Raw genomic sequence first — 24,524 nt, forward strand, 5'->3', positions numbered from 1 at the left:
CTCGGCACCGGCTCCGTCCCCGCGGCGTGTCAGCTGCCGGTACGGGGCGATCCGGGGGCCCGGCGGCGGTCCGCTGAGGCCGTACGAGCATTAAGAGGCCAGTGGTCTGTTAGGCTGGAAGCCATAAGGTTCCAGTGGCCTCTAAAACGCCCGCCGAAACCTCGGCGACGAGAGGGCGGGAAGGTGAGGCCGATATGGGAGCGGAGACGGTGCGGCCCGACGGGGGGACGGCGCCGGGCGGACTCGCCCGCGTAGGGCTCGGGAGCTCCGGGCTCGCGGTGCGGCCGGTCGGGCTCGGGCTCATGGGGATGTCGCAGTTCTACGGCGCCGCTGACCCGGAGGAATCGGTCGCCACGATCCGCGGCGCGATCGACGCGGGCGTCGAACTGCTCGACACCTCGGACTACTACGGCGCGAGCAGCGCCGAACCGGGGCGGCCGGTCGCGGGCTTCGGCCACAACGAGAGCCTGCTCGGAAGCGCTCTGGCCGGCCGGCGCGACCAGGTGGTCCTCGCGACCAAGTTCTCCGCGCGGCCCACCCCCGAGGGGCGCAGCGTCTTCGACGGGAGCCCCGCGTACGTGCGGGCCGCGTGCGAGGCCAGTCTGCGGCGCCTGGGCACCGACCGGATCGACCTGTACTACTACCACCGGCTCGATCCGCGCGTCCCCGTCGAGGAGACCGTGGGGGCGATGGCCGAACTCGTCGCCGAGGGCAAGGTCGGGGCGCTCGGCCTCAGCGAGGTGGGGCCCGACGTCCTGCGGCGCGCCTCGGCCGTCCACCCCGTCGCCGCCCTGCAGAGCGAGTACTCGCTGTGGGAGCGCGGGGTGGAGGCCGAGATCCTGCCGGAGTGCCGTCGGCTGGGGATCACGTTCGTGCCCTACAGCCCGCTCGGCCGCGGCATGCTCACGGGTGGCTTCGACCGCTCCGTCGTCTTCGGCCGCGAGGACTTCCGCTCCACCCTCCCCAAGTTCCGGGGGGAGAACTTCCACCACAACCTGCGGCTGGTGGACGCGCTCGGTGACTTCGCCGCCCGCGGCGGCCACACACCCGGGCAGGTCGCGCTCGCCTGGCTGCTCGCCCAGCCCCACGACGTCGTCCCCGTCCCCGGCACCAAGCGCCTCGCGAACGTACGGGAGAACCTGGGGGCCACCTCGGTCCCGCTCAGCGCCGACGACGTCGCCCACCTCGGGGCGCTCTTCGACCCCGCCCACGTCAGGGGCGGCCGGTACGGCGCCCTGCACGGGGGCCCGGCCGGCACCACGTCGTGACCGGCGGCGGGCCCGGCCGGCTCCCCGGACACACACCCCTCCCACCGGAAAGAGGCACCATCATGAGCAAGACCTGGCTGATCACGGGAACCTCGCGCGGTCTGGGCCGCGCCCTCGCCGAGACCGTCCTTGCGGCGGGCCACAACGTGGTGGCCACCGCCCGGCGCACCGACACCGTGAGCGACCTCGTGTCGGTGTACGGGGACCGGGTCCGGGTCGTCCCGCTCGACGTGACCGATCCCGCGGCGGCCCGCGCGGCGGTCGGCGCGGCGGTCGCGGCCTTCGGACGGCTGGACGTCCTCGTGAACAACGCCGGTTACGCGGACCTCGCCGCGATCGAGGACATGCCCGAGGACGTCTTCCGCGCGCAGATCGACGCGAACTTCCACGGGGTGGTCAACGTGACCCGGGCCGCCCTGCCCGTCCTGCGGGAACAGGGCTTCGGCCACATCCTCCAGATCTCCTCCATCGGCGGCCGGGTCGGCGGTCCCGGACTCGGCGCGTACCAGGCGGCCAAGTGGGCGGTGGGCGGTTTCTCGGAGGTGCTCGCCAAGGAGGTGGCGCCGCTCGGGATCAAGGTCACCGTCGCCGAACCCGGGGCGATGCGCACCGACTGGGCCGGCTCCTCGATGAGCACACCCCCGGTCAGCGAGCCCTACCGGCAGGTCATCGAGCCCGTCGTGGAGCGCATGCGCCAGGCGGACGGCAAGCAGCCCGGCGACCCGGCGGTGATCGCCCGGATCCTCCTGGACGTCACGGAGACCGACAACCCGCCGGTACGACTGCTGCTCGGCCGGGACGCGGTGGCCGTCGCACGGTCCGCCGCCGAGACCCTCGCCGCCACCGACGCCCAGTGGCGGGAGGTCAGTGAGTCGGTGTGACGGCCGGCCCGTGCGCGCGTCCCCCGGTCGGCGTAGGGTCACCGGATGGGGCGCGGCACGTGCGCCACGACAGTGTGCAGAGGTACCCGTCATGACCAGCGGCCCGCAGGTGAACTTCCAGCGTGCGCGCAGCGCCGAGCAGCGCGAGGCGCGGAAGCTGGCCATTCTCGCGGTCGCCGCGCAACTGCTGGACGAGCTGCCGCTGAGCGAGATCAGCCTGCGCGAACTGAGCCGGCGGGTCGGCCTGTCGAAGACGAACGTCGTGCGCTACTTCGAGACCCGCGAGGCGGTCTACTTCGAACTGCTCAACCGGGAGTTCGACTCCTGGCTGGCCGGGCTCGCCGAGGAGCTGCGGTCCTGCGCGCCCGCCTCGGCGAAGGAGGTGGTGGACGTGTGGGCCCGGTCGCTCGCCGCCCGCCGGTCGCTGTGCGAACTGCTCAGCTCGCTGGGCACCGAACTCGAACGGAACATCTCGGCCGAGGCGGTGCGCTCCTTCAAGCTCGTCCACCAGGACGCGCAGCTCAGGCTCGCCCACCTCGTGCGGGGCCACATACCGGACCTCACGGAGTCCGCCGCGCGCGAACTCGTCTCCCTGTCGATCGTGTGCACGGCCGGCCTCTGGCCCTTCGCCCATCCGTTCCCGGCCGTGGCCGAGGCCGTGCGCGCCCCGGAGCTGGCCCACCACCGCGTCGACTTCGCGCAGCGTCTCGGGCGCAGCCTGCACGTCGCCGTCACCGGGCTGCTGGCGCTCTCCTCCCGCGGGCCCGCCCCCGGGGCCTGAGCCGCGGCGGGTGCGCGAGGCCGGCGGGCCGCCGCCCGCCGGCCCCCAGGACGTCGTCAGCCGGCGGGTACGGCCGTGACCTCGGGGCGCTCCGGACCGTGCGGGATGTCGATCCGCTCCTCGCCGGTGCGCAGGGCCCGCAGGATCACGTCCGCCACGTACGCGGAGCTGTGCGCGACAAGCCCCGGGACGGTCTCCTCACCGGCCTGGTAGCGGCCCCCGCCGAACTCGGTCGCCGTCGTCGACGGCAGGACGAGCCCCACGTCGATCCCGGTGCCCGCCAGCTCCTCGCGGGCGATGACGGAGAGGGTGTTCAGCGCCGATTTGGTGGCCGTGTAGGCGCCGACGGTCGGCAGCACCATCCCGGTCGTGCCGGAGCTGATGTTGACGATCCGGCCGAAGCCCCGGGCCCGCATCGCCGGCAGCACCGCCTGCATGCAGCGCACCACCCCGAACACGTTGAGCTCCACGGCCTGCCGGAACGCGTCCAGGTCCAGCTCCTCGACCGAGGCGCCGTGCAGGCTCGCCCCGGCGTTGTTGACCAGCCCGTCCACGCGCCCGTGCCGTTCGACCGTGGCCGTCACGAGGTGGACGACGTCGGCCTCGTCGGTCACGTCCGTCCGCACGCTCAGCGCGCCGCCCAGCTCCGCGCCGAGTTCCTCGATGCGGTCCAGCCTGCGGGCCGCCAGCACCGGGTTGGCCCCCGCCGCGTACAGGGCGCGGGCCGTGGCAGCACCGATGCCGGAGGACGCGCCGGTCACGATCACCGTGCGGTCGCGCAGGTCCACCACCGCGTTCGTCCCGGACTCACTCACTTCGGGTCTCCCTTCGCCAGGTGCTGCTCGCGTTCCCCGTCCCCGCCGTCGCGTGCGCGGCGCGTCAGGCGGTCCGTTCCCGTTCGACGCCCGCGCACCACACCCGCAGGACCCGCGCCGACGCGGTGATGTCGGACAGCGGGTCACCGTCCACCAGCACGAGGTCCGCCCGCAGACCCGGCGCGATGACGCCACGGTCGGCGAGACCGAAGTGCCGCGCGGGCAGCACGGTCGCGGCGCGCAGCGCGTCGAGCGGGCTCAGGCCCGCCTCCACGAGCAGCGCGAGTTCCTGGTGCAGACCGCTGCCGTGGGGGACGGCGGCGGGGGCGCCGGGGGAGTAGTTCGCGTCGGTCCCCGCCAGTATCGGCACCCCGGCCGAGTGAAGGGCGGTTACGTTCGCCCGCGCGTGGCCGTAGTCCAGACCGAGACCGAGGGGCGCGAGGTTGGTGGCGACGCCCCGCATCATCGCGAGGGTCGGCACCGACACCCGGCCCCCGGTGGCCGTCAGCGACGCCGTCCTCTCGTCGAGCGTGTCGTTCAGGGGCACGTGGGTGAGCACGTCGACACCCGCGCGCAGCGCCGTGCCGAAGCCCGCGGTGTCCGCGACATGGGCGACCGTGCGCAGGCCGTGGGCGCGCGCGGCTCCCACGAGGGCGTCGATCGTGGCCTCGTCCAGGGCGGTCGGCCCCGGCCGCTCCACGATGATCTTGATGTAGTCCACGCCCTGCGCCACGCGCTCCGCGACGTACGGGCCCGCGTCCTTCGGCCCCGAGAGGATGCCGTCCTGCGGGAAGGCCGGCATCTTCGACTGGACGCTGCCGGGGGCGGCGGCCGAGCCACCGGAACTGCGGATGTCGGTCGCCCCGACGGCGTTACGCAGCGAACCGACCAGCTCGGGCGGCCACGTACCCATGTCCAGGGCGGTGGTCACCCCGTGATCGGCCATGCGCTCCAGGTCGGCGGTCGCGTGCAGGTGGACGTGCGCGTCGATCAGGCCCGGCAGGAGCGTGGCGCCCTCGCAGTCCACCACCCGGGCGCCGGTGGGGTCCTCACCGATCAGGGCGCCGTCCACGACGACGGTGCCCGGCTCGCGCAGCCGCTCGCCGTCGAAGACCCGCACGTTGGTCAGGGCTGTGGTCGTACTCGTGGACATGCGCCCTCCAGAAGGAAACGGCTGAGCGGTCGGCCCGGGACGGACCTCGCGTTCAAGAGACAGAATTGTTCACTGAATCCAGACTACGGGTTTCCGGCGCGACCCGCCCGGGCGGGGACCGGCAATCCGGCGTGACCCGGGAACGGGGGCGGCCCGGGAACGGGGGCGACCGGGAGGGGGTGAGGGGCCCCGGTCGCGGGGGCGACCGGAGGGTGCGGTGGTGCCCGTCGGCGGATCGGCGGATATACAGAACCCATGACCTCCGTCCCGGATCCCGTGGCCCCCGCCGCCCCCCGTGCGCCGAGCCACCCCGTTCCGGCCCGTCCTCCGCGCCGCCACGGGGCCAATCTGACCCGGGCGATCTACCGGGCCGCCCTCACCCAGCTCGCGGAGACCAGTTTCGAGGAACTCGGCTTCGACAAGATCGCCGCGGCCGCCGGCGCCGGGAAGGCATCGCTCTACCGCCGCTGGTCCACGCCGGCCGAACTGCTCCTCGAAGCCCTCACCGACCCGGTCTCCGGCTTCGGCGAGACCGCTCCCCAGCCGCACACCGGGGCTCTGCGGTCCGACCTCCTCGAACTGCTCGGCGGGTTCACCCGCGCCCTGGACCAGCCGCACGGCCGCGCCCTGCGCCCCCTGCTCGCGCACCGCACCCGCCACCCGGAGCTGTACGCACAGGTGGACCGGCTGATCATCCAGCCGCACAAGGAGATCCTGCTCTCGATCGTGCGGGACGCCGTCGAGCGCGGCGAGGCCCGGCCGCAGGCCCTCACCCGCACGGTCGCCGGGGTCGGGCCGCGGCTGATCATCTCCGTGCACATGGAGAACGACACCGTCTCCCGCGCCGATCTGGAGACACTCGTGGACGAGGTCCTGCTGCCCCTGCTGCGCGCCCCCGGAGCAGAAACCGGGACCGGACCGGCCTGACGCACGCGGGACGGTCTCGCCCGCCGGGGCTCACAGCCCCGGGGCACCCCACACCGGGAACCAGCGGGTCAGGTCCTTCTCGATCCGCAGGTCGGCGCCGAGCGCGGCCCTGACCTGAAGCTCCAGCGAGTTGTCCCGCTTCTCCCGGTCCCCTTGCACAGGAGCGAACGGGTAGAAGGTGCCGCGCTTGTAGAGGTACACGAGGGCGAGCGGGCGCTGCCGCTCGTCCTCGAAGGCGACCAGCGAACACAGGAGCTGGGGGCCGAAGCCGCCGTCCTGGAGGAGCGTGTTGACCGCGTGCAGGTCGTTGACCAGCCCCGCGGTGTCCTCAGGTGCCTGCCGGGCCAGCAGCCAGGTGTACCCGTACCCGTCCTGGCTGAACTCCACGGGGACGCCGCCGCGCCCGGTGTCGGCGTCCAGCAGCTCCCGCACGTCCTGCTGGAGGCGGGCGAAGGTCCCGCCCTCGACCCCCGCGAAACACACCGATCCCCGCCCGGTCGGCCGGAAGCCGGTCGCGGCCTCCAGGGTGAGGGCGGCCGAGGGCACCGCGAAGAGCTGGTCGAGATCGGGGCGGACCGGCTTGCTGCGGCCCAGGATCGTGTCCAGGAAGCCCACGCGGACTCCTCTCCTTGCGGGGGGTCGGACTGGTCGGTGCGCCGCGTCCGTCGTGGATGTGGCTTCCCCGGGGGGCACCCGGTCGTCTCCGGTACTCGGGTACTCGGGTCCGGTCAGGGACGGGACAGGTTCGCGGCTATACGGCCGAGCTGGTCGAGGCGCTGCTCCAGGGTCGGATGCGAGGAGAACAGCCTGCCCAGGCTCTGCTTCGAGGAGAACGCGGGCACGAAGTAGAAGGCGTTGTACGGCTCCGCCTTGCGCAGGTCCTCGGTCGGGATGCGCGCCATCTGGCCACTGACCTTCGTCAGGGCCGAGGCGAGCGCCGAGGGGCGGCCGGTGAGCAGAGCGGCCGTACGGTCCGCGGACAGCTCCCGGTAGCGGGACAGCAGCCGCGTCAGCAGGAAGCCGACCGCGTACACCACCGCGCTGACCAGGGGGATCAGCAGCAGCGCGACGCCGACCGGGTCATTGCTGCGGCTGTTGCGGCTCAGCCCGCCCCACAGGGCTATCCGCGTGATGAGACCGGCCAGGACACCGAGGAAGGACGCGATGGTCATCACCGCCACGTCCCGGTGCGCGACGTGGGACATCTCGTGGGCGAGGACCCCCTCCAGCTCCTCCGGCTCCAGCCGGCGCAGCAGACCCGAAGTGGCGCACACGAGGGCCGTGCGTTCGCTGCGGCCGGTCGCGAAGGCGTTGGGCACGTCGCTGCGCGCGATGGCCACCTTGGGTTTGGGCATGTCGGCGAGCGCGCAGATCCTGTCGATCGCCCCGTGCAGTTCGGGGGCCTCCTCCGGGGAGACCTCGCGGGCCCCCATCGAGAAGGCGGCGATGCGGTCGCTGAACCAGAACTGCGCGACGAACATCGCACCCGCGAGGATCAGGATGATCGGCCAGGCGCCGTGCAGCACCGCCACCAGCACACCCACGAGCACCACGTAGAGAAGACCGATCAGGAACATCGTCGTCACCATGCGGGTGGTGAGTCCCCGGTCGGACGCGTACCTCGTACCGCCTCGGCTCATGGTCGCCTCCAGTCAGCCCCCGCCGGGCACGTCGGGCATCACGGCCCTCGCCGACGCACGTCTTCGGCCCCCGTCGCTCCTTCCATAGTGCCTCTTTCCCTGTTGAACGTGCATAAACAGATGTTCGATATCGCTCAGGGGGTCATGCCTGCGTGGCAGCGGGCCGGGCCGCCTGCCCGCGCCCCGCCGCGCCGCCCCGGACCCGGCGCGTGCCGGGGCCGGGGCGCCGCTTCGTCACGCCCCGGGTACCCCCGCCAGCGCGACGTCGAACACGTGCATGACGCCCCGGTCGGTGCCCTGGGGCAGCACCACCGAGCGCACCCGCTTCGACGGGTCGAGCGCCTGGACGGCCGTCGCGAGGACGACGGTCCTGGCGGTGTCCGCCGTCCCGTCCGCGAGGTTGCGCCCCTCCGTGGTGACCAGCGGGACGTTGCCGAACCGGTAGTCCGTCCCGGGAGTCCAGTCCGTGAGCCGCACGTCCACGTCCTGGCGGGACCCGTCGGCGTACTCGACGACCGCCGTGCCCTGCGCGGGGCCGTTGGTCGCCAGACCGAGGAACGAGATCCCGCTCGCCCGGGCCCCGCGCGCGTCGCCACCCGACAGGTCGACCCGCTGGCCGTGCGGCACCCAGTTGTCCGGCTCGCCGGGCGCCGCCTTTGGCCACGTGAACGTCACCCCGGTGTCCCCGAACGGCAGCCGCGCCCCCGGCGAGGCCCCGGCCGCCGCGAGCTTCTCCCGGGACAGCGAGTGGCCGCTCATGTCGAGCGAGCCGAGCCCGCCCTTCCCGTCCGGCGTGGTGCCGGTCTCGTTGCGGCTGTCGGAACCCTCGGTGTACGAGGGCGGGACATCGTCCGCACCCGTACCCCAGGTGCCCGCAGCGGTGCCCATGCGGAAGTCGAGGGTGCCGCCGCGCCGCGCGAAGTCCTCGCCCACCCAGGACTTCGTGCTCGCCCGGCCGTCGGCCTTCAGCCCCGACACGTACCGCTGGTCCCCGCCCGCCCCGGGGGCCGTGACGCGGATGGTGCGTGCGCTGTCCGCGCTGTCGATCGTGACCCGGTCGAACAGCGGGGCGCTGAGCACGAGGTTCGCGGTGCCGTAGACCGACGGGCTCATCCCGAGGTTCGCCCACACGTACCACGCGCTGAGCGCCCCGAGGTCGTCATTGCCCGGCAGCCCCTTCGGCGAGGTGTCGTACATCTCGTCGACGGCGCGCCGCAGCACCTCGCCCGTCTTCCCCGGCTGTCGCAGCCAGTTGTAGACGTAGGGCATGGAGAAGCTGGGCTGGTTGCTCAGGTACGCGCCCTCGGTGTCGTACACCCCCGCGTCCAGGGACCGCGTGTGACGGTCGAGTTCCTCGGCGACGACCTCGCGGCCACCCCGCTTCTCCACCAGGGCGGCCACGTTGTGCGGCACCATCCAGCCGTACTGGTAGCCGGTCGCCTGGTCGAACTGGTCGCCGCGCTCACCGAGGTTGAAGCCGCGGTCGAAACCGTCGCGGTCCCGCGGACGGATCTGCCGGGTGTCCGCGTCGAACACGTTCTGCCAGTTCTGGGCGCGCGCCATGAACTTCGCACGGTCCGCGCTGTCCCCGAGGCGGTCCGCGAGCCGGGCGATCGCGAAGTCGTCGATCGCGTACTCCAGCGTCTTCGAGGTCGCCGAGTCACCCGTGGAACTCTCCACGAAACCCGTGCTGAAGTACTGCTGGGCGTTGGTGCGTTTGCTGGAGCCGGCGGGCAGCGACTGGGTGCGCACCATCGAGTCGAGGGCGGCCTTGCGGTCGTAGTCCGTACTGCCGAACGCGTCGACGGCGGAGACCAGCGCCTGGAGCGAGTCGCCCGTCATCTTCTGCTGGGACTGGTTCAGATGCGGCCAGTTGGGCCACGAGCCGGTCTGCTCCACGAGGTCCACGAGGGACTGGTTGATATCGCTCCCGACCTTCGGGAACAGCAGCGCGATCAGCTGCGCCTGCCCCCGGTAGGTGTCCCAGCCGGAGTAGGTCGCGTAGACGTGCCGCCCCCGCTCCGCGCGGTGCACCGCGCCGTCGTAGCCCGGGTAGCGGCCGTCCACGTCGTCCATGATGTTCGGGTGCAGCAGGGCGTGGTAGAGCGCGGTGTAGAACTTCACCCGCCGCTCCCGGGTGCCGCCGCCCGCGTCGACGGTGGCGAGGGCGTCCTTCCAGGTCCGGGCGGCCTCGGCCCGGACCGCCTCGAAGGAGTGGCCCGCCGTCTCCTGCTCCGCGTTGCGTGCCGCGCCGTCCACGCTCACGTAGCTCAGACCGGTCCTGGCCGTGACCTCGGCGCCCCGGGGGAACACCAGGTAGGCGCCCGCTCCGTGCTTGGCCTCGCCGCTCTTCGCGTGCGCGGCGCCGGCCGTGACCCGACCGCCCTCCCAGGTGCCGTACGCCGTGAACGGCCGGTCGAAGGTGGAGGAGAAGTAGGCCCGGTAGTGGCCGCCGCCCTCGCACACCGAGGCCGCCTCGACCCAGCCGCTGACGGTGCGGCCCTCGACGGTGACCTCACTGTCGTACACGCGGTTGTTCGACCCCGCCACGTCCACCAGCAGCGCCGAACTCCCGCGGTCGGCGGGGAAGGAGTAGTGGTTGACCGCGGTACGGGTGGTGGCCGTCAGGGAGGTGCGCACCCCGTTCTTCAGGCCCACCGTGTAGGAGCCGGGCTGCGCCGACTCGTCCGCGTGGTCGAAGTCCAGGTAGTAGGACGCGATGTCGGAGGCCGGGCTGCGCGGCAGCGCTCCGCCGGGCAGTTCACCGGTGTACGGCAGGACGGGGAAGTCGAAGCCGCTGAACCGGCCCTCGCAGCCGGTCCCGGACAGCCGGGTCATGCCGAAGCCGCGTATGCGGTCGGCGGTGTACTCGTAGCCGCCCTTCTGGTCCCCGTCGCTCGTGCGGTACGTCGTCGGACTCGACTGCACCATGCCGAACGGCACGGTCGCTCCCGGATAGGTGTTCCCGTAGGCGCTGTTGCCCTTGTTCTGGGTGGTGTCCAACTCGGTGCCGATGAACGGGTCCACGGCGTCGAAGGCGCTCACCTCCTTCGCGGCGCCGTGGTGCGCGGGGCCGGCGGCGAGGGCCGGGACCGAGCCGGCGAGGAGCGCCCCGACCGTCAGGGCGACCAGAGCCAGGGTGCCTCGCCGGCCGTGCCGGGGTCTGTGCCACCGGGGGGACGGTACGGAAGAGGGGTCACGCATCGCGGGTTCCTTCGGGACGGGTGGTGTGTCGACTGGGCGCGCGCGGCCGACAACGTTGTCGGACAGCGGCCGGACCGCGGTCGGACAGGGGCCTGACCGGGATCGGACAGCGGCCGGACAGCGGTCGTCCGCGCGCGATCAGTCTGGTGTCTCGCGGTGCGCTTGAGGAGACGTCGCGTCGAACATTCGGCCAACGGAAGCCGGTTCGGCGGAAGCGGGTGCCGCGGAGCGGGCCGTTCGGCGGTGGGCTCAGGACAGACCGAAGCCCCGGCCGGGCGCGTGGCCCGGCCGGGGCTTCGAGGGTGCTGCGAAACGGCCGGCGGATCGCCGGCCTCTCTCAGCGGGCCCAGAACTCGGCGTACTCGAACTCGCCCTCGGTGTGCGTGCCGGCGATGGAACCCTTGGTGATGCCGTACGGGCCACCGAGGTTCAGGTAGTCGGCGCGGGCGGCCGTGTGCGAGAACTCGCCCTCGGCGGCGACGCCGTGGACTTCGTGCGGGCCCTCGCCCGCGGCTGCCAGACCGGCGCCGCCCATCACGGCGGTGGCGGCGAGAGCGACGGCGGCGAACGCGGTGCGGATGCGCATACGGAACTCCTGTGGTGAGGGGGGTGGTTCACCGCATCTGTGCCCCTGGCCACCGCCCATATCCCCTTTCCTCCCCGCATTCGTCCGAATGGCGGCACAGGTACGTCTTGCGGGGGGTTCGCCCTGCGGGGATGCGGCGCGTTGGTTGACCATCGAACGACATACCGCAGACGGCCCCGCCGCCCCCGCCGGCGCGACACCTCTTCCGTGTCGCGGAGGGCTATCGCCCGTCCGGTTCCTCGGGCACGAGCAGCCTTCGGTCCACGGGCGGCAGACCGGGCAGCAGTCCCGGCCACACGGACTCCAGGACCTGCGCGCTGGGAGTGAACAACGGCTGGGGAAGGTGGGCCAGTTCGGCCGGCTCGTGCCATTCCCAGCGGCGGATGTGGTGCGGTTCCCGCACGGAGGGGCTGCCACGGTGCCGAAGCACACGGACGGCGGCGGTGACGCGGGTGATGCCGTGCGCGCTGTCGGTGAGGAACGCGTGCACCCGCGCGTTCCTGGTCACGGCCCGCAGCCCGGTCTCCTCGGCGAGTTCCCGCACGGCGGCCTGCTCCCAGCTCTCGCCCTCCTCGCGCTTCCCGCCAGGGCACTCCCACACGCCGCCGGTGGTCCGGCCCAGCAGGACGCGGCCGTGGTCGTCGGTCACGACCACGCCGGCCCCCGCCATCGCCCACGGCGCGGGCGCGCCCTTCTCGCCGTAGCGCACGGGGCCGGGATCGAGGCCGCGCAGGACGAGGAAGGCGAGCCCCTCCGCGTCGTACAGGGCGGTCCGGGACCAGCCCGCGCGCAGCGCCTCGATCTCCTCCGCGTCGAGGGCGGAGTGCCGCCGCCCGGCCGGGGCGGACTCGGCGCGCGCAGTGACGACGCATACGGTTCCGCCCGGCCGCAGCAGCCGCGCCAGCCGGTTCACGAGCCGCGTGCGGTCGGGCAGGAAGGCGATGCTGAGCCGCAGGACGACGAGGTCGTACGCGCCGTGGGGAAGCCGGCCCGGCTCCGTCCCGCCGCCCGGCCCCCCGGCCGCCTCCCCGGCCCGGTGCAGTGGTGGCCCCCCGCTCCATCCGTCGGCCCGGGTGATGTCGTACCGGAGGTAGCGGACGGGGACGCGTGCCGGGCGGGCCGGCGTGCCACGGGCGGGCGGGCCACTCGTCCGCGGCTGCGGCGACTGCGGCGACCGCCGCGGCGGCTCCGGCCCGCTTCCCGGCCTCGGTTCCGGTTCCGGTTCCGGTTCCGCCGAGCGCGCCTCGGCGAGGGCGGTCGCGGAGAGGTCGACGGCGTCCACCGTCCATCCGGTGTCGGCGAGGTGGCGGGCGAGCTCTCCCGTGCCGCACCCCACGTCCAGCGCGAGACCGCCGGGCGGCGTGGGTACGTGCTCGGCCAGCAACCGGCGTTCGGAGCCGGTGAGGGGGCGGAAGCGCCCTCCGGCCAGGTAGTGCGCGTCCCAGGCGCCCGCTTCGGTCACGCGCGGACCCTACCCGGGCACACGATCCGCCATGCCCGAGCCGGGTAGTCGGCGAAGCCGGTCAGTGCTCTTGTGCCGTCGGGCGCACCATCAGTTCGTTGACGGCGGCGCGTGGCGGCTGCGTCACCATGAAGACGATCGCGCGTGCCACGTCCCGCGCGTGCAGCCAGTCCTGCGGGGGCATGCCCCGGCCGGCGGCCGACTGCCCGCCGCGCGTCATCTCCGTCTGCGTCATACCGGGCTCCACCAGGCCCACCCGCACCCGGCGCGTGGTGACCTCCTGCCGCAGGGACTCGCTGAACGACACCACGGCGTGCTTGGTCGCCGAGTAGACGCTGTTGTTCTTGCGGGGCACCCGGCCCGCGACGGACGCGACGTTCACGAGGTCGGCCACACCGCGCGGGCCCTCGTCGGCCGCCCGCAGGAGGTGGGGGAGCGCGGCGCGCGAGACGTGCAGGACCGCCCCCAGATTGACGGCGATCATCCGCTCCCAGTCGGCCGGGTCGGACTCCTCGACCGAACGGCGCGCTCCGTAACCGGCGTTGTTCACCACGACGTCCAGCGCGCCGAAGTGCTCCGCGCCCCGGGCCACGGCCGCCGCGGCGCCCTCGGGATCGCTCAGGTCGGCCGGGATCGCGAACGCCGTCCCGCCGTCCTCCTCGATGCGCGTCACGAGGTCCGTGAGCCGGTCCGCGCGGCGCGCCACGAGGGCCACCCGGGCGCCCCGGTCCGCGAGGGCCCGCGCGGTCTCCTCACCGATCCCGCTGGAGGCGCCCGTCACGAGAGCGGTGCTCCCGGCCAGTTCCCGCCCCGGACTCCCGCTGTGCCGTTCCGTCATCCTCGTCAGCTCCCCGGTCCTGGTGCCCGCGCCTCGACGCACGTGCTGCCGGGACCTGTACCCGGACCGGGCGGGACATCACGCCGCACTGCTCCGGGAGAGTGCCACCCGCCGACCCGCCGGTCGGCACCGTACCCGCCCACGGAAGGGGCCCCCGCGAAGTGGCGGGGGCCGGGGGTGGGGTCACCAGCGGGGTGGCCGGGCGGTGCGCGGGGCGTGGCCGGCAGGGGTGCCCGTCCGTGTGCGTCGTCTTCGGCGCCGCGTCTCAGCGTTCGGAGAGCATTCCCGTCCGCAGCTTGCTCAGGGTGCGGCTCAGCAGTCGCGACACGTGCATCTGGGAGACACCCAGCTCCGCGCCGATCTGCGACTGCGTCATCTCGGCGCCGAACCGCAGTTCCAGGATGTGGCGTTCGCGGTCGTCCAGGCCCTCCAGCAGCGGGGCGAGCGAAGTGAAGTCCTCGACGAGTTCCATCGCCGGGTCGCACGAGCCCAGGAAGTCGGCGTACGTCGTCGCGTTCTTCTGGTCGGGCTTGGTGCCCGTGCTGTTGTCGGCCGGCAGGTCCAGGGAGTCCGACATGTAGCCGTTGGCCGCGATGAGCCCGTCGATGACCTCGTCCTCGCTGAGCTTCAGGTCCTCCGCCAGCTCCTTGATCGTCGGATCGCGGTCCAGATCGGTAGCGAGCCGCTCCTTGGCCCGCGCCAGTTCGACCCGCAGCTCCTGGAGGCGACGCGGCACGTGCACCGCCCACGTGCTGTCCCGGAAATACCGCTTGATCTCACCGACGATGTACGGAATGGCGAACGACGTGAACTCCGCCTCGCGGGAGAGGTCGAAGCGGTCGATCGCCTTGATGAGCCCGATCGTGCCGACCTGGAAGATGTCCTCCATCTCGCCGTTGCCGCGATTACGGAAGCGCCGGGCGGCGAAACGGACCAGCGACTGGTTCATCTCGATCAGCGTGTTCCGCGCGTACTGGTACTCGCGGGTGCCCTCCTCCAGGGTCTGCAGCTGGTCGAAGAACAATTTCGACAGGGCCCTGGCGTCCTTCGGCGCGATCTTTCCCGCGTCCTCGATCCACGGCAGGTCCGCCGTCTCCTCCGGGGCGGTGCGGGCCGGTGCGACCGCGGTGGCGGAGTGCGCCACCGCCGCGCAGTTCGCCGGAGTGCCCTGGTGGAGAGCGTTGTTGACACCGGTGACCCCGGCCGCCGACCGGCCGGACGTTCCTGCGGAGTGCGTGGGGATCGTCACGTGAAGCACCTTTGCAGTCGAATGCGGTCGTACACCTTGGCTACGGGCCCGCCTGCCCGTGCACGGCGCGCTCACACACATCGAATGACAAAGAGTTCCCATACGGGCACAACCGGCTTGACGGGCAGTCAATTCAGCGCACCGACGCCGAGGGGGAATGCACACACGGCGTGGAAGTCGCCTGCCGGGCGCGGCCGTACGGATTGCTCAGAAAAATCTGGAACGCTTCTGTGATTGGCCGTGAAATATGCGGGAACGCGGGTACTGGTGCTTTTCTGGAATACGGAAAGAAGCAGGCTCTCCTTGCGGCCCGCTGCCGGGGGCGTGGGGTCCGGCCGACAGCCAGGTCCGGGCGCACGCGGGCCTGCGGGCCCGCCTGTGCGCCGTCCGTCCTTGCCGGTGTCCGTGTCAGCTGCCGCCTCTGCGGATACGCTACGGAGACGAGGACGGGGAGCGGGAACGGACGGAGACCGGCCTGCCGGGGCGTCGACGGGTACGTGCTGGATGCTTGTCCTGACCCGTTCCCGGCGTTCGATACCGTTTGGCCGGGGAAACCGAACGGCGGCCCGCACGCCGTCACTCCTCGGCGGGGACACCACCGTGACCACGCCGCCGTCCCCGGACGGCGCGGCACCGCCGGCACACAGTCGGCAGTCTCCGTCGGCACGGGGCCGAGGGAGCACAGGTGGAACGGCGGCGACGGGGCAGGCGTGTCGCTGGTAGGCCGAACGGGCGAACCAGGCGAGAATTGACCGATGCAGACAATCGTACGAGCCCGGACGGGGTGGGGCAGTGAACAGCCACGACGTCACTGATGAACAGTGGGAAGGGCTCGCCCAGGTCGTGCCGCTGCGCAGCAGCGACGCCTGGCCCTCCTGGACGGGGCACCGCTCCCTCCCGCCCGAAGCCGACCGGGAGGCCGAGGCGCGACGCCGTTTCGTGGTCCTGCGCGTCAACGTCTTCGCGGACGCCCGCGAGGTGGCCGAGACCCTCATGACCCAGGTCCCCGTCCTGCTCGACCTGAGCGGAGCGGAGACCGACGTCGCCAAACGCGTCCTCGACTTCAGCAGCGGAGTCGTCTTCGGCCTCGGCAGCGGCATGCACCGGGTCGACCGCAACGTGTTCCTCCTCGCCCCGCCCGGAACCGAGGTCAAGAGCCTCGTCGAAGGAGTCAGGGGCAGCGCGGGCAGCGTGTGAGGCCGTCCACACTCCCCGGCGGCCTCACCCCTCTCCGCGTTGCCCGGGCGGAAGCCGCGCACTCCGAAAGTCCCCCGATGGGGGGAAGAACTCGGCGACAAAACGGTTCCCCTGTCCGGACGGCCCCTATGTTCCGGGCATGTTCCCCCCACCACCGGCTCCCACCCGGCCGCCCCGGCGGCCGATGCGTCCCGAGCTGACCGAACTGCGCCTGTCCGCCTACGCGGGTCACCGCTCCGCCGTTCACACGCTGGGCCCGGCGACCCTGTTCACCGGGCCCAGCGGCAGCGGCAAGTCCACCGCCCTCGCCGCCTGCTCCGCCCTGGCCGCCCTCGGCGCGGGGGCGACGCTTGAGGAGGTCTTCCCCGAACCCCTCGACGTGGTGCCCGAGAACGCCCGCCCCGACTCCCAGGGCCGCAGGGGCTTCCGGATCGGCTGCACGGCGGACGGCCCCGTCGGCCCCGTCCGCCTCGATCTCGCCGTCCAGGCCGAACCGGAACTGCGCATCGTCGGGGAACGCCTGAGCGGCGAGGGCATCACCTATCTCGAAACCGCGCTGCGCGACCCCGGCCGGCCCTCCGTGCAGGCCGCCTGGCACACCGCCGGTTCCACACCCGTCACCCGCGCCCCGCTGCCCGACGACCAACTCGGCACCGCCCTGCTTCCGCTGCGCGTCTCGGGCCGGACGGAAGGACAGCGTCAGGTCCTCGCGGCCGCCGAACAGATGGTGCTCGCCCTGCGCTCCACCTTCCGCTGCGATCCTGACCCCTCCGCCATGCGGCCCCCGGCCACCCCGCGGGGCGGCCGACTGCTCAGCGGCTGCGACAACCTCGCCGAGATCGTGCTGCGCGCCGCCGCGGAGTGCCCGCACCGGTACGGCCTGCTGGAGGCCGCCGCCCGCGAGGGCTGCACCGGGCCGGTCCACGCCCTTGGTGCCCGATGCCTGGAGGACGGGAGAGTCCTCGCCCACCTGGAACGCGCGGAGGGCCGGACCACCCCGCTCAGCCGCCTCGCCGACGGCGAGCTGCGCCACCTGGCGCTCTCCCTGGTCCTGCTCACCGGCCCCGGCGTCCTCGACGTGGACCCGGTCGTGGAAGTCCCCGGCGCCCTCCAGACCCTCACAGTGTTGGCCGACGGAATCGACCGCGGCCTCGACGCGCACCAGAGCCGTCACCTGCTGTCCCTGGCCGCCGGGATGTGCGCCCGCGGCCACGTCCGCCTGCTCGCGACGGCCGGCGACGCGCAGTGGGCCTCGACCGTCGAGGGCATCACCGTCGTGGACCTCGGCCGCGAAGGGACCGGACCTGACGATCCGGCCGGGCCCGGCGAGGCGGCGGACCTGACGCCGGACTGTGGATCGGGGCTGGTGCCGAGGCAGGTGCGGGAATCGGGTCCGGGGTCGGGGCGTGGTCCGGGATCGGAACCTGATGCGGGAACCGAGCACGGTGCGGCCCCGGGGCTTGATCCGGGGAGTGGGACGGATGCGGCGGTACGGCCGGGGGCGGTCGAACGGCTGGAGCCTGAGACGCGGTCGGGTACCGAGGAAGCGCAGCGCCCTGAGGGGCGGTCAGGCCCTGCGGAGCAGACGGGTTCGGCGGGGGCCGAACAGCCCGGTCCTCACCGGCGCGACGTAGGCCCGGGCACCGAGCGCGATCGTGTGCCGGCCCCCCGGCCGAGCGGGGACTGCGAGTCCTTGGGGCGGCGCGGTGGTGAGGGCCGGTCGCCCGGGAGGCCGGGCCGCGGAACGGGCCCCGTTGGGCGTGCCGAGCGCTGAGCGGGGACGGCGTTCGCCCCTCGGCTGCGGTGATACACCTGGTGTGTGACTGACGAGAACGAAGCCGCTCCCACGACGCCCGCAGCACCTACCGCATCGACGGGGGGTGGTGGAGCGGCGCCGGGGGCGGCTTCGGTCGCGCAGGAGCCCGCCGCTCCCGGCCTCGACGAGCTGCGAGAGCGGCTCGTGGACTTCGCGGCGGCCCGGGACTGGGGCCGGTTCCACACCCCGAAGAACGTGGCCGCCGCGCTCAGCGTCGAGGCCTCGGAGCTGCTGGAGATCTTCCAGTGGCTGACACCGCAGCAATCCGCCGACGTCATGACCTCCCCGGAGTCCGCCCACCGGGTGCGCGACGAGGTGGCCGATGTCCTGGCCTACCTCCTCCAGTTCTGCGCGGTCCTCGACATCGACCCGCTCGCCGCGCTCAGCGCCAAGATCGACCGCAACGAACAGCGATTCCCGGCCGGCCCGGCCGACCCTGCGTGACGCTCAGGGCGGTCGGCGCCGGTGAGCGAGGCGCCGAGAGGCCGTGGCCCCACGCCGGGCGTTCCACGCGGCCGTGAACCAGACCGTCCCTGGACGGGAACTCGTTCACCGCGCCGTTCTCTCCAGCCGTCGTGATCACTCTATGGAGTGGCGAGGCTGAGCAACTTCTCCTGGTTATCCACAGATGTGGCTTTACCTCTCGCGATCTCCCGACGATTCAGTCACTCTGAGTATCGGAAAGAGAACGGGCGGGAAGACGACGAGGCGTCGGGGCGGGAGAGCGATGAACGGAAGCGGGAACGGGGGCGGAAACGATGGACGCGGTGCGGCTCATCGAGGTGACGGCACGGGCGCTCGCCCGGGCCAAGGACGAGACACGCATCATGACCGAGTCCTGGCAGGCGCAGACGCTCGCCCGGGCCATCGGCGGAAGACTGACGGCACACGGCCCTCCCGGCCCGCACGGGGAGACACTGGCCTTCTCGGAAGCGGGCGATGGCGGGCACGACGGGGCGCCGCCGGGCCCGCAGGGGGTGTCCGAGGGGGTGCGAGCGGCGCGCCTGACGACGGTCGCCGATCCGTCCGCGGCGCTCGAAGCGCTGGAGCGGCTCCTGGACCAGGCCGCGGTGGCCCTGGTGGCGGTGGCCTCCTCTGCGCAGGAAGGCACTGCCTACTGGCAGTGCATGGAGATGGTCGACGCGACGGACGAACTGCGCGACCAGGTGCTGGACCTGCGGCGGATACACCGCGGGCCGACGGGACGGGACGGCGCGGACCCCATGCGCGGGTCCCGGGCGGGACAGTCGTGAGACGAGTGCGGCCACACCGCGCGCCTCCGGCCGCACGCGGCGGGCCGGTCCTGCGGTTCAGGCCGGGGCCGGGGCCGAAGCTCGCGTGCGGGCTTCGGTCCGGGGACAGGAGAACTCACCGGGTCAGGACGGCGACACCGCGCGGCGAGCGATGCGGGCCGTGGCGGTACGACCGTGCAGGATGGACCCATGGATCTTCGCATCTTCACAGAGCCCCAGCAGGGGGCCACCTACGACACGCTGCTGACCGTCGCCAAGGCAACGGAGGACCTCGGCTTCGAGGCCTTTTTTCGCTCCGATCACTACCTCAAGATGGGAGCGGTGGACGGGCTGCCCGGCCCCACCGACGCCTGGATCACGCTGGCGGGGCTCGCCCGCGAAACGAAGCGCATCCGTCTCGGCACCCTGATGACGGCCGGCACCTTCCGGCTCCCCGGTGTCCTCGCGATCGAGGTCGCGCAGGTGGACCAGATGTCCGGTGGACGCATCGAACTCGGCCTCGGAGCGGGCTGGTTCGAGGAGGAGCACAAGGCGTACGGCATCCCCTTCCCGAAGGAGAAGTTCGGGCGCCTGGAGGAACAGCTCGCCATCGTCACCGGCCTGTGGGAGACGAAGGCCGGCGAGACCTTCGACTTCGACGGCACCTACTACCAGCTGTCCGACTCGCCGGCCCTGCCGAAGCCCGCCCAGTCCCGGGTGCCGATCCTCGTCGGCGGACACGGCGCGACCAGGACACCGAGGATGGCCGCCCGTTACGCCGACGAGTTCAACATCCCGTTCGCCTCGATCGAGGACAGCGAGCGACAGTTCGCCCGGGTGAAAGCCGCAGCGGTGGAGGCCGGACGTCAGGCGGACGATCTGGTCTACTCCAACGCCCTGGTCGTGTGCGTGGGGAAGGACGACGCGGAGGTCGCACGTCGAGCCGCCGTCATCGGACGTGAGGTCGACGACCTGAAGGCCAACGGCCTGACCGGCACCCCGGCCGAGGTCGTGGACCGCATCGGCCAGTTCGCGGCCATCGGCTCCCAGCGGATCTACCTGCAGGTGCTCGACCTGGACGACCTCGACCACCTGGAGCTGATCTCCTCCCAGGTGCTGTCCCAACTGTCCTGAGCGCTTCGCCACCGGAGCCGGTCTTCGCCCTACGCGTCACCGGTCCGGACTGAACCGGCCTTCACTTCCTCGCTGCCGCAGTTGTTCCCGCAGGCGCGAAGCGTCTGCCGCGGGCGTTCGTCCGTAGAGCTGACGGTAATCGCGAGAGAAGTGGGGGGCGCTTCGGTAGCCGACCGCGGAGGCAGCCTGGGCCGCGGTCTCGCCGAGCACGACCATACGGTGCTGGGCCTCGCCGAGCCGTAGGCGCTTGAGGTACTGCCCGGGCGTCATGGACGTCGCCTCTTTGAAGCGCCTGAACAGGGTCGGCTGGCTGATCCCGACGGCCGCAGCGAGATCGCTCATCGACCAGGGGTCGGCCAGCCGGTCGGTGAGGAGGCGAGCAGCCCGGGGCACGGCGGGGTCCCCGTCGTCGACGGCGGCGAGGACCCGGGGCGCCTGATCGGTCTGCAGGAGGCGCAGCACGATCTCCCGTGCGATCAGTGGGGCGAGGACCGGGATGTGTTCGGCTTCGTCGAGAAGGCCGATCAGGCGGGCGAATGCGTCGGCCAGGGCGGGTGACCAGGTGCCGAGCCGGTTCATCGCCCCGGCCGGCTGATCACTGCGCGGCATCGCGGCGGCCACCTCTGCGACGAGTGCCGGGGCGAGCTGCCATCTGGCCGCCAGGAAGCCGCGCCGTCCGTCGGTGTCGACGACGCCTGAGACGAGCGGGAGCCCGACCGGCGTGATGATGAACCGCTCACGGCCCCAGACCTGGTCGTCATCGCCGATGATCGTGCGTTTGCGTCCCGTGAGAACGCAGGACAGAGACGGCGTGTAGTGCTGGTAGGCGAGCCCGGTCGGGACGGCGACGTGGCTGAGCCGGAGTCCGAGCGCCTCTGTCGAGGCCTTGTCGTCCACCCGTCGTGACACGACGTCGGCCGCTCGCGCGAGGTTCCGGGCGGTGGCTTCGTCCATGCACCCATCCAACCTCACCGCATCCGGACAGCCCTCAGGACAGGACCCGGTAGAGGATCCGGCAAAGGAATGATCGTGTCAGGCAAGAAGTGAGCTGACCCGCACCCCGACGATGGAGGTATGCGAACGAATGAAGAGCTTCTGTCCTCCCTCTCCGCCGACACCTCGCTGCTCGGGCGCACGGCGCTGGTCACCGGGTCCTCGGGCGGAATCGGTGAGGCCGTCGCCCGGGTGCTCGCTGCCTCGGGGGCCGAGGTGGTCGTCAGCGGCCGGGACTCCGGCCGGGCGCAGGGTGTCGTGGACGCGATCGTGGACGCCGGAGGCCGGGCACACGCGCTCACCGCCGACCTCGGCGCCGAACCGGGCGAGATCCGTGCCTTCGCCCAGCGGGCCAGGGAAACACTCGGCGGCAACGTCGACATCCTCGTCAACAACGCGGGTGTCTATCCGGGCTTCCTCACCGAGAGCGTCACCGATGAGGAGATGCAGGCGCTCTGGGCGACCAACATCCGTGCCCCGCACGTCCTGGTCGCCGGCCTCGCCCCCCACATGGCGGAACGGCAATCGGGCTGCATCGTGAACATCGGCTCGTGGATGGCCCGAGTGGGCGTCCCCTACAAGGCGCTCTACCCGGCGACCAAGGCGGCTGTCGAGCAGCTGACCCGGGCGTGGGCGGCCGAGTACGGCCCGCGTGGTGTCCGTGTGAACACCGTCGCTCCCGGGGCGACCGCCACGCGAGGCACCTCCACGAGCGCGGATCAGCTCGCCGAGATGACCAAGGGGACCCCCGCGGGCTCGCCCGTACGCCCCGTCGACGTCGCGTACGCGGTCCGCTTCCTCGTCTCCGACGAGGCGACGTTCATCCACGGGGCAACGCTCGACGTGGACGGCGGGATCGCAGCCACCCGCCTGCGCTGACGGGCGCCCCAGCACCAACGGGGCCGCATGCGGGAGCGACTCCAGAACTGGGCGACCCGCGCCCGCGAGCCACGCACGACGAAAGGTGATCACGAACCACGCGCTCCGCCACCGGCCGGGCCGTCCCGGGCGGTCCGGCGGCCCGCTCGCTCCACGGCCCTTCGGCCGCCAAGACCTGCGCGACGACGACAGCGCCGTACGGGGCCACCTACTGCGGCGTTGTGCGGCTCGGACCCGCGGGCCGTGCGCGACGGCGACACGAGCGACAGGTACCCGGCCCGCGAGGTCATCGACGAAGAGACAGTCCTCCGGGCGCACGCGCAGTCGGGCACATGTCACGGCGAAGGCGCGCGGTTCGGGCTTGCAGACCCCGATCTCGTGGGAGTAGACGATGAGATCGACGAGTTCGTCGAAGTGGTACCCGGCCGTCTCCCGCTCACGGGCACCGACGAAGCTGTTGCTCAGGATGCCCAGCCTGCAGCGCGACCGTAGTCGCCGCACGTACGTGATCAGTTCGTCATTCGGCGTTCCCAGGTACTCGGCCCACAGATCGGCCATGAAGGCTTCCACCTCCGCCGCGTCGAGACGGAGTGCGGCGGTCACCTGAGCGTGCACCTGACGCTCACTGACCGCCCCCACGCTCCCCGCCCGTGAAGGCCGACCGTGTGCTGGACCACTGAGCCGCACAGAGTGCGTGCCGGTGACTCGATCACGCGAAGGAACGAGGGGAATCCCTTGGACTCGCGTTGCGTCATTCTCGATCGCAGTGGCGTGTTGGAGTTCACCCCCGAGACGGGGTGGGTTGGACGCTGGGAGCAACGGCTCGGCATTCTGGCCGGTGCTGTCCACCACCGGGCAGGCCGCGGACGCGCACCGGGCGGCGGCCACGTACGCCGACCGGTCTGCCGCACGACGGGTGGCTGAAGTTGACAGCGTCGCCGCCCCCTTCACCGGCTCTCTCCGGTTCGCCGGCCCCTCCGTTCGCCGGCCCCCTCCGGCAGCGTCGGTGGTCCGCCCGCCGGAGGCCCGCTTCGGTCGTCCGGGTGGGGAAAACGGGTGAGGACGCGGCCGTGCGGAGAAGATGGTCAGCATGGGCTTCCATGTCGACTCCGAGACCGGGCGGCTGCGCCGCGTCATACTCCACCGACCCGGGCTGGAACTGAAGCGGCTCACACCGAGCAACAAGGACGCGCTCCTCTTCGACGACGTGCTGTGGGTGCGCCGCGCCAAACAGGAGCACGACGGTTTCGCGGACGTGCTGCGCGGGCGCGGCGTGGCCGTCCACCTCTTCGACGAGCTGCTGCGCGAGACGCTGGAGCTGCCCGTGGCGCGCGGGCTGGTACTCGACCGCGTCTTCGACGAGAAGGAGTACGGTCCGCTCGCGACCGACGTGCTGCGCGCGGCCTTCGACGAGCTGAGCGCGGCGGAGCTGGCCGAGGCGCTCATCGGGGGTGTGACGAAGCGGGAGTACCTGGAGCGCAGTCCGGAGCCCGTCTCGGTGCGCTTCCACGTCATGGAGCCCGACGACTTCCTGCTCGGCCCGCTGCCCAACCACCTGTTCACCCGGGACACCTCGGCGTGGATCTACGACGGGGTGTCGATCAACGCGATGCGCTGGCCCGCCCGGCAGCGCGAGACGGTCCACTTCGAGGCGATCTACCGCCACCATCCGCTGTTCCACGGCGATCCGGCCGAGCCCTTCCACATCTGGTCGGAGGGGCAGGACGACTATCCGTCGACGATCGAGGGCGGTGACGTCCTGGTCATCGGCAACGGGGCCGTTCTCATCGGCATGAGCGAGCGCACGACTGCGCAGGCCGTGGAGATGCTCGCCACGAAACTGTTCGCGGCCGGGTCGGCGCGCACCATCGTCGCGCTCGACATGCCCAAGCGCCGTGCCTTCATGCATCTCGACACGGTGATGACGATGGTCGACGCGGACGCCTTCACGCAGTACGCGGGCCTCGGCATGCTCCGCTCCTACACCATCGAACCGGGGGCGGGGGAGCGTGACCTGAAGGTGACCGACCACCCGCCGGAGCACATGCACCGGGCGATCGCCGCGGCGCTCGGCCTCGACTCGGTCCGGGTCCTCACCGCGACGCAGGACGTGCACGCCGCCGAGCGGGAGCAGTGGGACGACGGCTGCAACGTACTGGCCGTCGAACCGGGCGTCGTGATCGCCTACGAGCGCAACGCCACGACCAACGCGTACCTGCGCCGGCAGGGCATCGAGGTCATCGAGATCCGCGGCAGCGAACTCGGCCGGGGGCGAGGCGGACCGCGCTGCATGAGCTGCCCCGTCGAACGCGACCCGGCCTGAGCGCGGCCCCAGGCGGCCGTACGACAGATACGTCCGGGTCCGGGTCGGGGGCCGACCGTTCCGGTCCGGGGCCCGTGCTGCCCCCAGCGGCTTCTTCCCGTCGCGCCCGCCCGACCTCGCGGGGCGGTGCACGCTGCGGCGGAAAG

Annotated in this window: 20 protein-coding genes and 3 pseudogenes; 12 read left to right on the plus strand and 11 right to left on the minus strand. The window is 72.4% G+C overall.

The features are described from left to right. The first annotated feature begins 194 nt into the window (after positions 1-194). From AB0J21_RS15265 to AB0J21_RS15275, 3 genes are all read left to right on the plus strand, one after another. Positions 195-1,268: an aldo/keto reductase gene (locus AB0J21_RS15265; RefSeq protein ID WP_363146403.1), complete on the plus strand. Its 1,074-nt coding sequence runs from the start codon at positions 195-197 to the stop codon at positions 1,266-1,268. 62 nt (positions 1,269-1,330) lie between these two features. Next, positions 1,331-2,149 (plus strand): oxidoreductase, encoded by an 819-nt coding sequence (locus AB0J21_RS15270; RefSeq protein WP_363146404.1) that lies wholly within the window; start codon positions 1,331-1,333, stop codon positions 2,147-2,149. A gap of 91 nt (positions 2,150-2,240) precedes the next feature. After that, positions 2,241-2,930 carry a TetR family transcriptional regulator gene (locus AB0J21_RS15275; protein WP_363146405.1) on the plus strand — a complete coding sequence of 230 codons (690 nt, stop codon included), beginning with the start codon at positions 2,241-2,243 and terminating at the stop codon, positions 2,928-2,930. A 56-nt stretch (positions 2,931-2,986) separates the two neighbouring features. On the opposite strand, the gene AB0J21_RS15280 is transcribed toward AB0J21_RS15275, so the two are convergent. Then, positions 2,987-3,745 (minus strand): SDR family NAD(P)-dependent oxidoreductase, encoded by a 759-nt coding sequence (locus AB0J21_RS15280; protein WP_363146406.1) that lies wholly within the window; start codon positions 3,743-3,745, stop codon positions 2,987-2,989. A gap of 64 nt (positions 3,746-3,809) precedes the next feature. Continuing rightward, entirely contained in the window at positions 3,810-4,898 is a 1,089-nt protein-coding gene (locus tag AB0J21_RS15285; RefSeq protein ID WP_363146407.1) for an amidohydrolase family protein, read from the minus strand. Between the two features lie 255 nt (positions 4,899-5,153). On the opposite strand from AB0J21_RS15285, the gene AB0J21_RS15290 reads away from it, so the two are divergent. Then, positions 5,154-5,825, plus strand: coding sequence for a TetR-like C-terminal domain-containing protein (locus AB0J21_RS15290; RefSeq protein WP_363146408.1), 672 nt, complete (start codon positions 5,154-5,156; stop codon positions 5,823-5,825). A 30-nt stretch (positions 5,826-5,855) separates the two neighbouring features. Here AB0J21_RS15290 and AB0J21_RS15295 read toward each other — a convergent pair whose 3' ends face one another. The 7 genes from AB0J21_RS15295 to AB0J21_RS15325 form a co-directional block, all read right to left on the minus strand. Beyond that, positions 5,856-6,440 (minus strand): hypothetical protein, encoded by a 585-nt coding sequence (locus AB0J21_RS15295; protein WP_363146409.1) that lies wholly within the window; start codon positions 6,438-6,440, stop codon positions 5,856-5,858. Positions 6,441-6,553: 113 nt separating this feature from the next. Beyond that, positions 6,554-7,465, minus strand: coding sequence for a zinc metalloprotease HtpX (gene htpX, locus AB0J21_RS15300; RefSeq protein ID WP_363146410.1), 912 nt, complete (start codon positions 7,463-7,465; stop codon positions 6,554-6,556). 234 nt (positions 7,466-7,699) lie between these two features. Next, positions 7,700-10,669: a GH92 family glycosyl hydrolase gene (locus AB0J21_RS15305; RefSeq protein WP_363146411.1), complete on the minus strand. Its 2,970-nt coding sequence runs from the start codon at positions 10,667-10,669 to the stop codon at positions 7,700-7,702. A 337-nt stretch (positions 10,670-11,006) separates the two neighbouring features. After that, positions 11,007-11,255, minus strand: coding sequence for a hypothetical protein (locus AB0J21_RS15310; RefSeq protein ID WP_363146412.1), 249 nt, complete (start codon positions 11,253-11,255; stop codon positions 11,007-11,009). A 220-nt stretch (positions 11,256-11,475) separates the two neighbouring features. After that, positions 11,476-12,717: an NUDIX domain-containing protein gene (locus AB0J21_RS15315; RefSeq protein WP_363146413.1), complete on the minus strand. Its 1,242-nt coding sequence runs from the start codon at positions 12,715-12,717 to the stop codon at positions 11,476-11,478. Positions 12,718-12,778: 61 nt separating this feature from the next. After that, entirely contained in the window at positions 12,779-13,555 is a 777-nt protein-coding gene (locus tag AB0J21_RS15320; protein ID WP_363146414.1) for an SDR family NAD(P)-dependent oxidoreductase, read from the minus strand. Positions 13,556-13,820: 265 nt separating this feature from the next. Next, entirely contained in the window at positions 13,821-14,699 is an 879-nt protein-coding gene (locus tag AB0J21_RS15325) for a SigB/SigF/SigG family RNA polymerase sigma factor (protein ID WP_363146726.1), read from the minus strand. Between the two features lie 897 nt (positions 14,700-15,596). Between AB0J21_RS15325 and AB0J21_RS15330 the strand changes: the two genes are divergently transcribed. The 5 genes and pseudogenes from AB0J21_RS15330 to AB0J21_RS15350 all read left to right on the plus strand — a co-directional run bounded on the left by AB0J21_RS15330 (position 15,597) and on the right by AB0J21_RS15350 (position 20,183). Continuing rightward, positions 15,597-16,001 carry a cell division protein SepF gene (locus AB0J21_RS15330; protein WP_363146415.1) on the plus strand — a complete coding sequence of 135 codons (405 nt, stop codon included), beginning with the start codon at positions 15,597-15,599 and terminating at the stop codon, positions 15,999-16,001. A 139-nt stretch (positions 16,002-16,140) separates the two neighbouring features. Next, positions 16,141-17,289: pseudogene (locus tag AB0J21_RS15335) on the plus strand (hypothetical protein); the annotation flags it as partial. Positions 17,290-17,946: 657 nt separating this feature from the next. After that, positions 17,947-18,261: a nucleotide pyrophosphohydrolase gene (locus tag AB0J21_RS15340; protein ID WP_363146727.1), complete on the plus strand. Its 315-nt coding sequence runs from the start codon at positions 17,947-17,949 to the stop codon at positions 18,259-18,261. Positions 18,262-18,575: 314 nt separating this feature from the next. Next, entirely contained in the window at positions 18,576-19,070 is a 495-nt protein-coding gene (locus AB0J21_RS15345; RefSeq protein WP_363146416.1) for a DUF6099 family protein, read from the plus strand. Positions 19,071-19,259: 189 nt separating this feature from the next. Beyond that, positions 19,260-20,183: an LLM class F420-dependent oxidoreductase gene (locus tag AB0J21_RS15350; protein ID WP_363146417.1), complete on the plus strand. Its 924-nt coding sequence runs from the start codon at positions 19,260-19,262 to the stop codon at positions 20,181-20,183. 36 nt (positions 20,184-20,219) lie between these two features. On the opposite strand, the gene AB0J21_RS15355 is transcribed toward AB0J21_RS15350, so the two are convergent. Next, on the minus strand, positions 20,220-21,137 hold the full coding sequence (locus AB0J21_RS15355) for an AraC family transcriptional regulator (RefSeq protein ID WP_363146418.1): 918 nt from the start codon (positions 21,135-21,137) through the stop codon (positions 20,220-20,222). Between the two features lie 120 nt (positions 21,138-21,257). Here AB0J21_RS15355 and AB0J21_RS15360 point away from each other — a divergent pair, with 120 nt between their 5' ends. Continuing rightward, entirely contained in the window at positions 21,258-22,055 is a 798-nt protein-coding gene (locus tag AB0J21_RS15360) for an SDR family oxidoreductase (protein ID WP_363146419.1), read from the plus strand. Between the two features lie 282 nt (positions 22,056-22,337). Here the strand turns inward: AB0J21_RS15360 and AB0J21_RS15365 are convergent. Then, positions 22,338-22,706: pseudogene (locus tag AB0J21_RS15365) on the minus strand (HAD-IA family hydrolase); the annotation flags it as partial. Positions 22,707-22,790: 84 nt separating this feature from the next. On the opposite strand from AB0J21_RS15365, the pseudogene AB0J21_RS15370 reads away from it, so the two are divergent. Continuing rightward, positions 22,791-22,901 (plus strand): annotated as a pseudogene (locus AB0J21_RS15370) (HAD family phosphatase); the annotation flags it as partial. 244 nt (positions 22,902-23,145) lie between these two features. Then, positions 23,146-24,378, plus strand: coding sequence for an arginine deiminase (locus AB0J21_RS15375; protein WP_363146420.1), 1,233 nt, complete (start codon positions 23,146-23,148; stop codon positions 24,376-24,378). The last annotated feature ends 146 nt before the right edge of the window (positions 24,379-24,524 follow it).

The organism is Streptomyces sp. NPDC049954, from assembly GCF_040656295.1.
GTDB lineage: Bacteria > Actinomycetota > Actinomycetes > Streptomycetales > Streptomycetaceae > Streptomyces.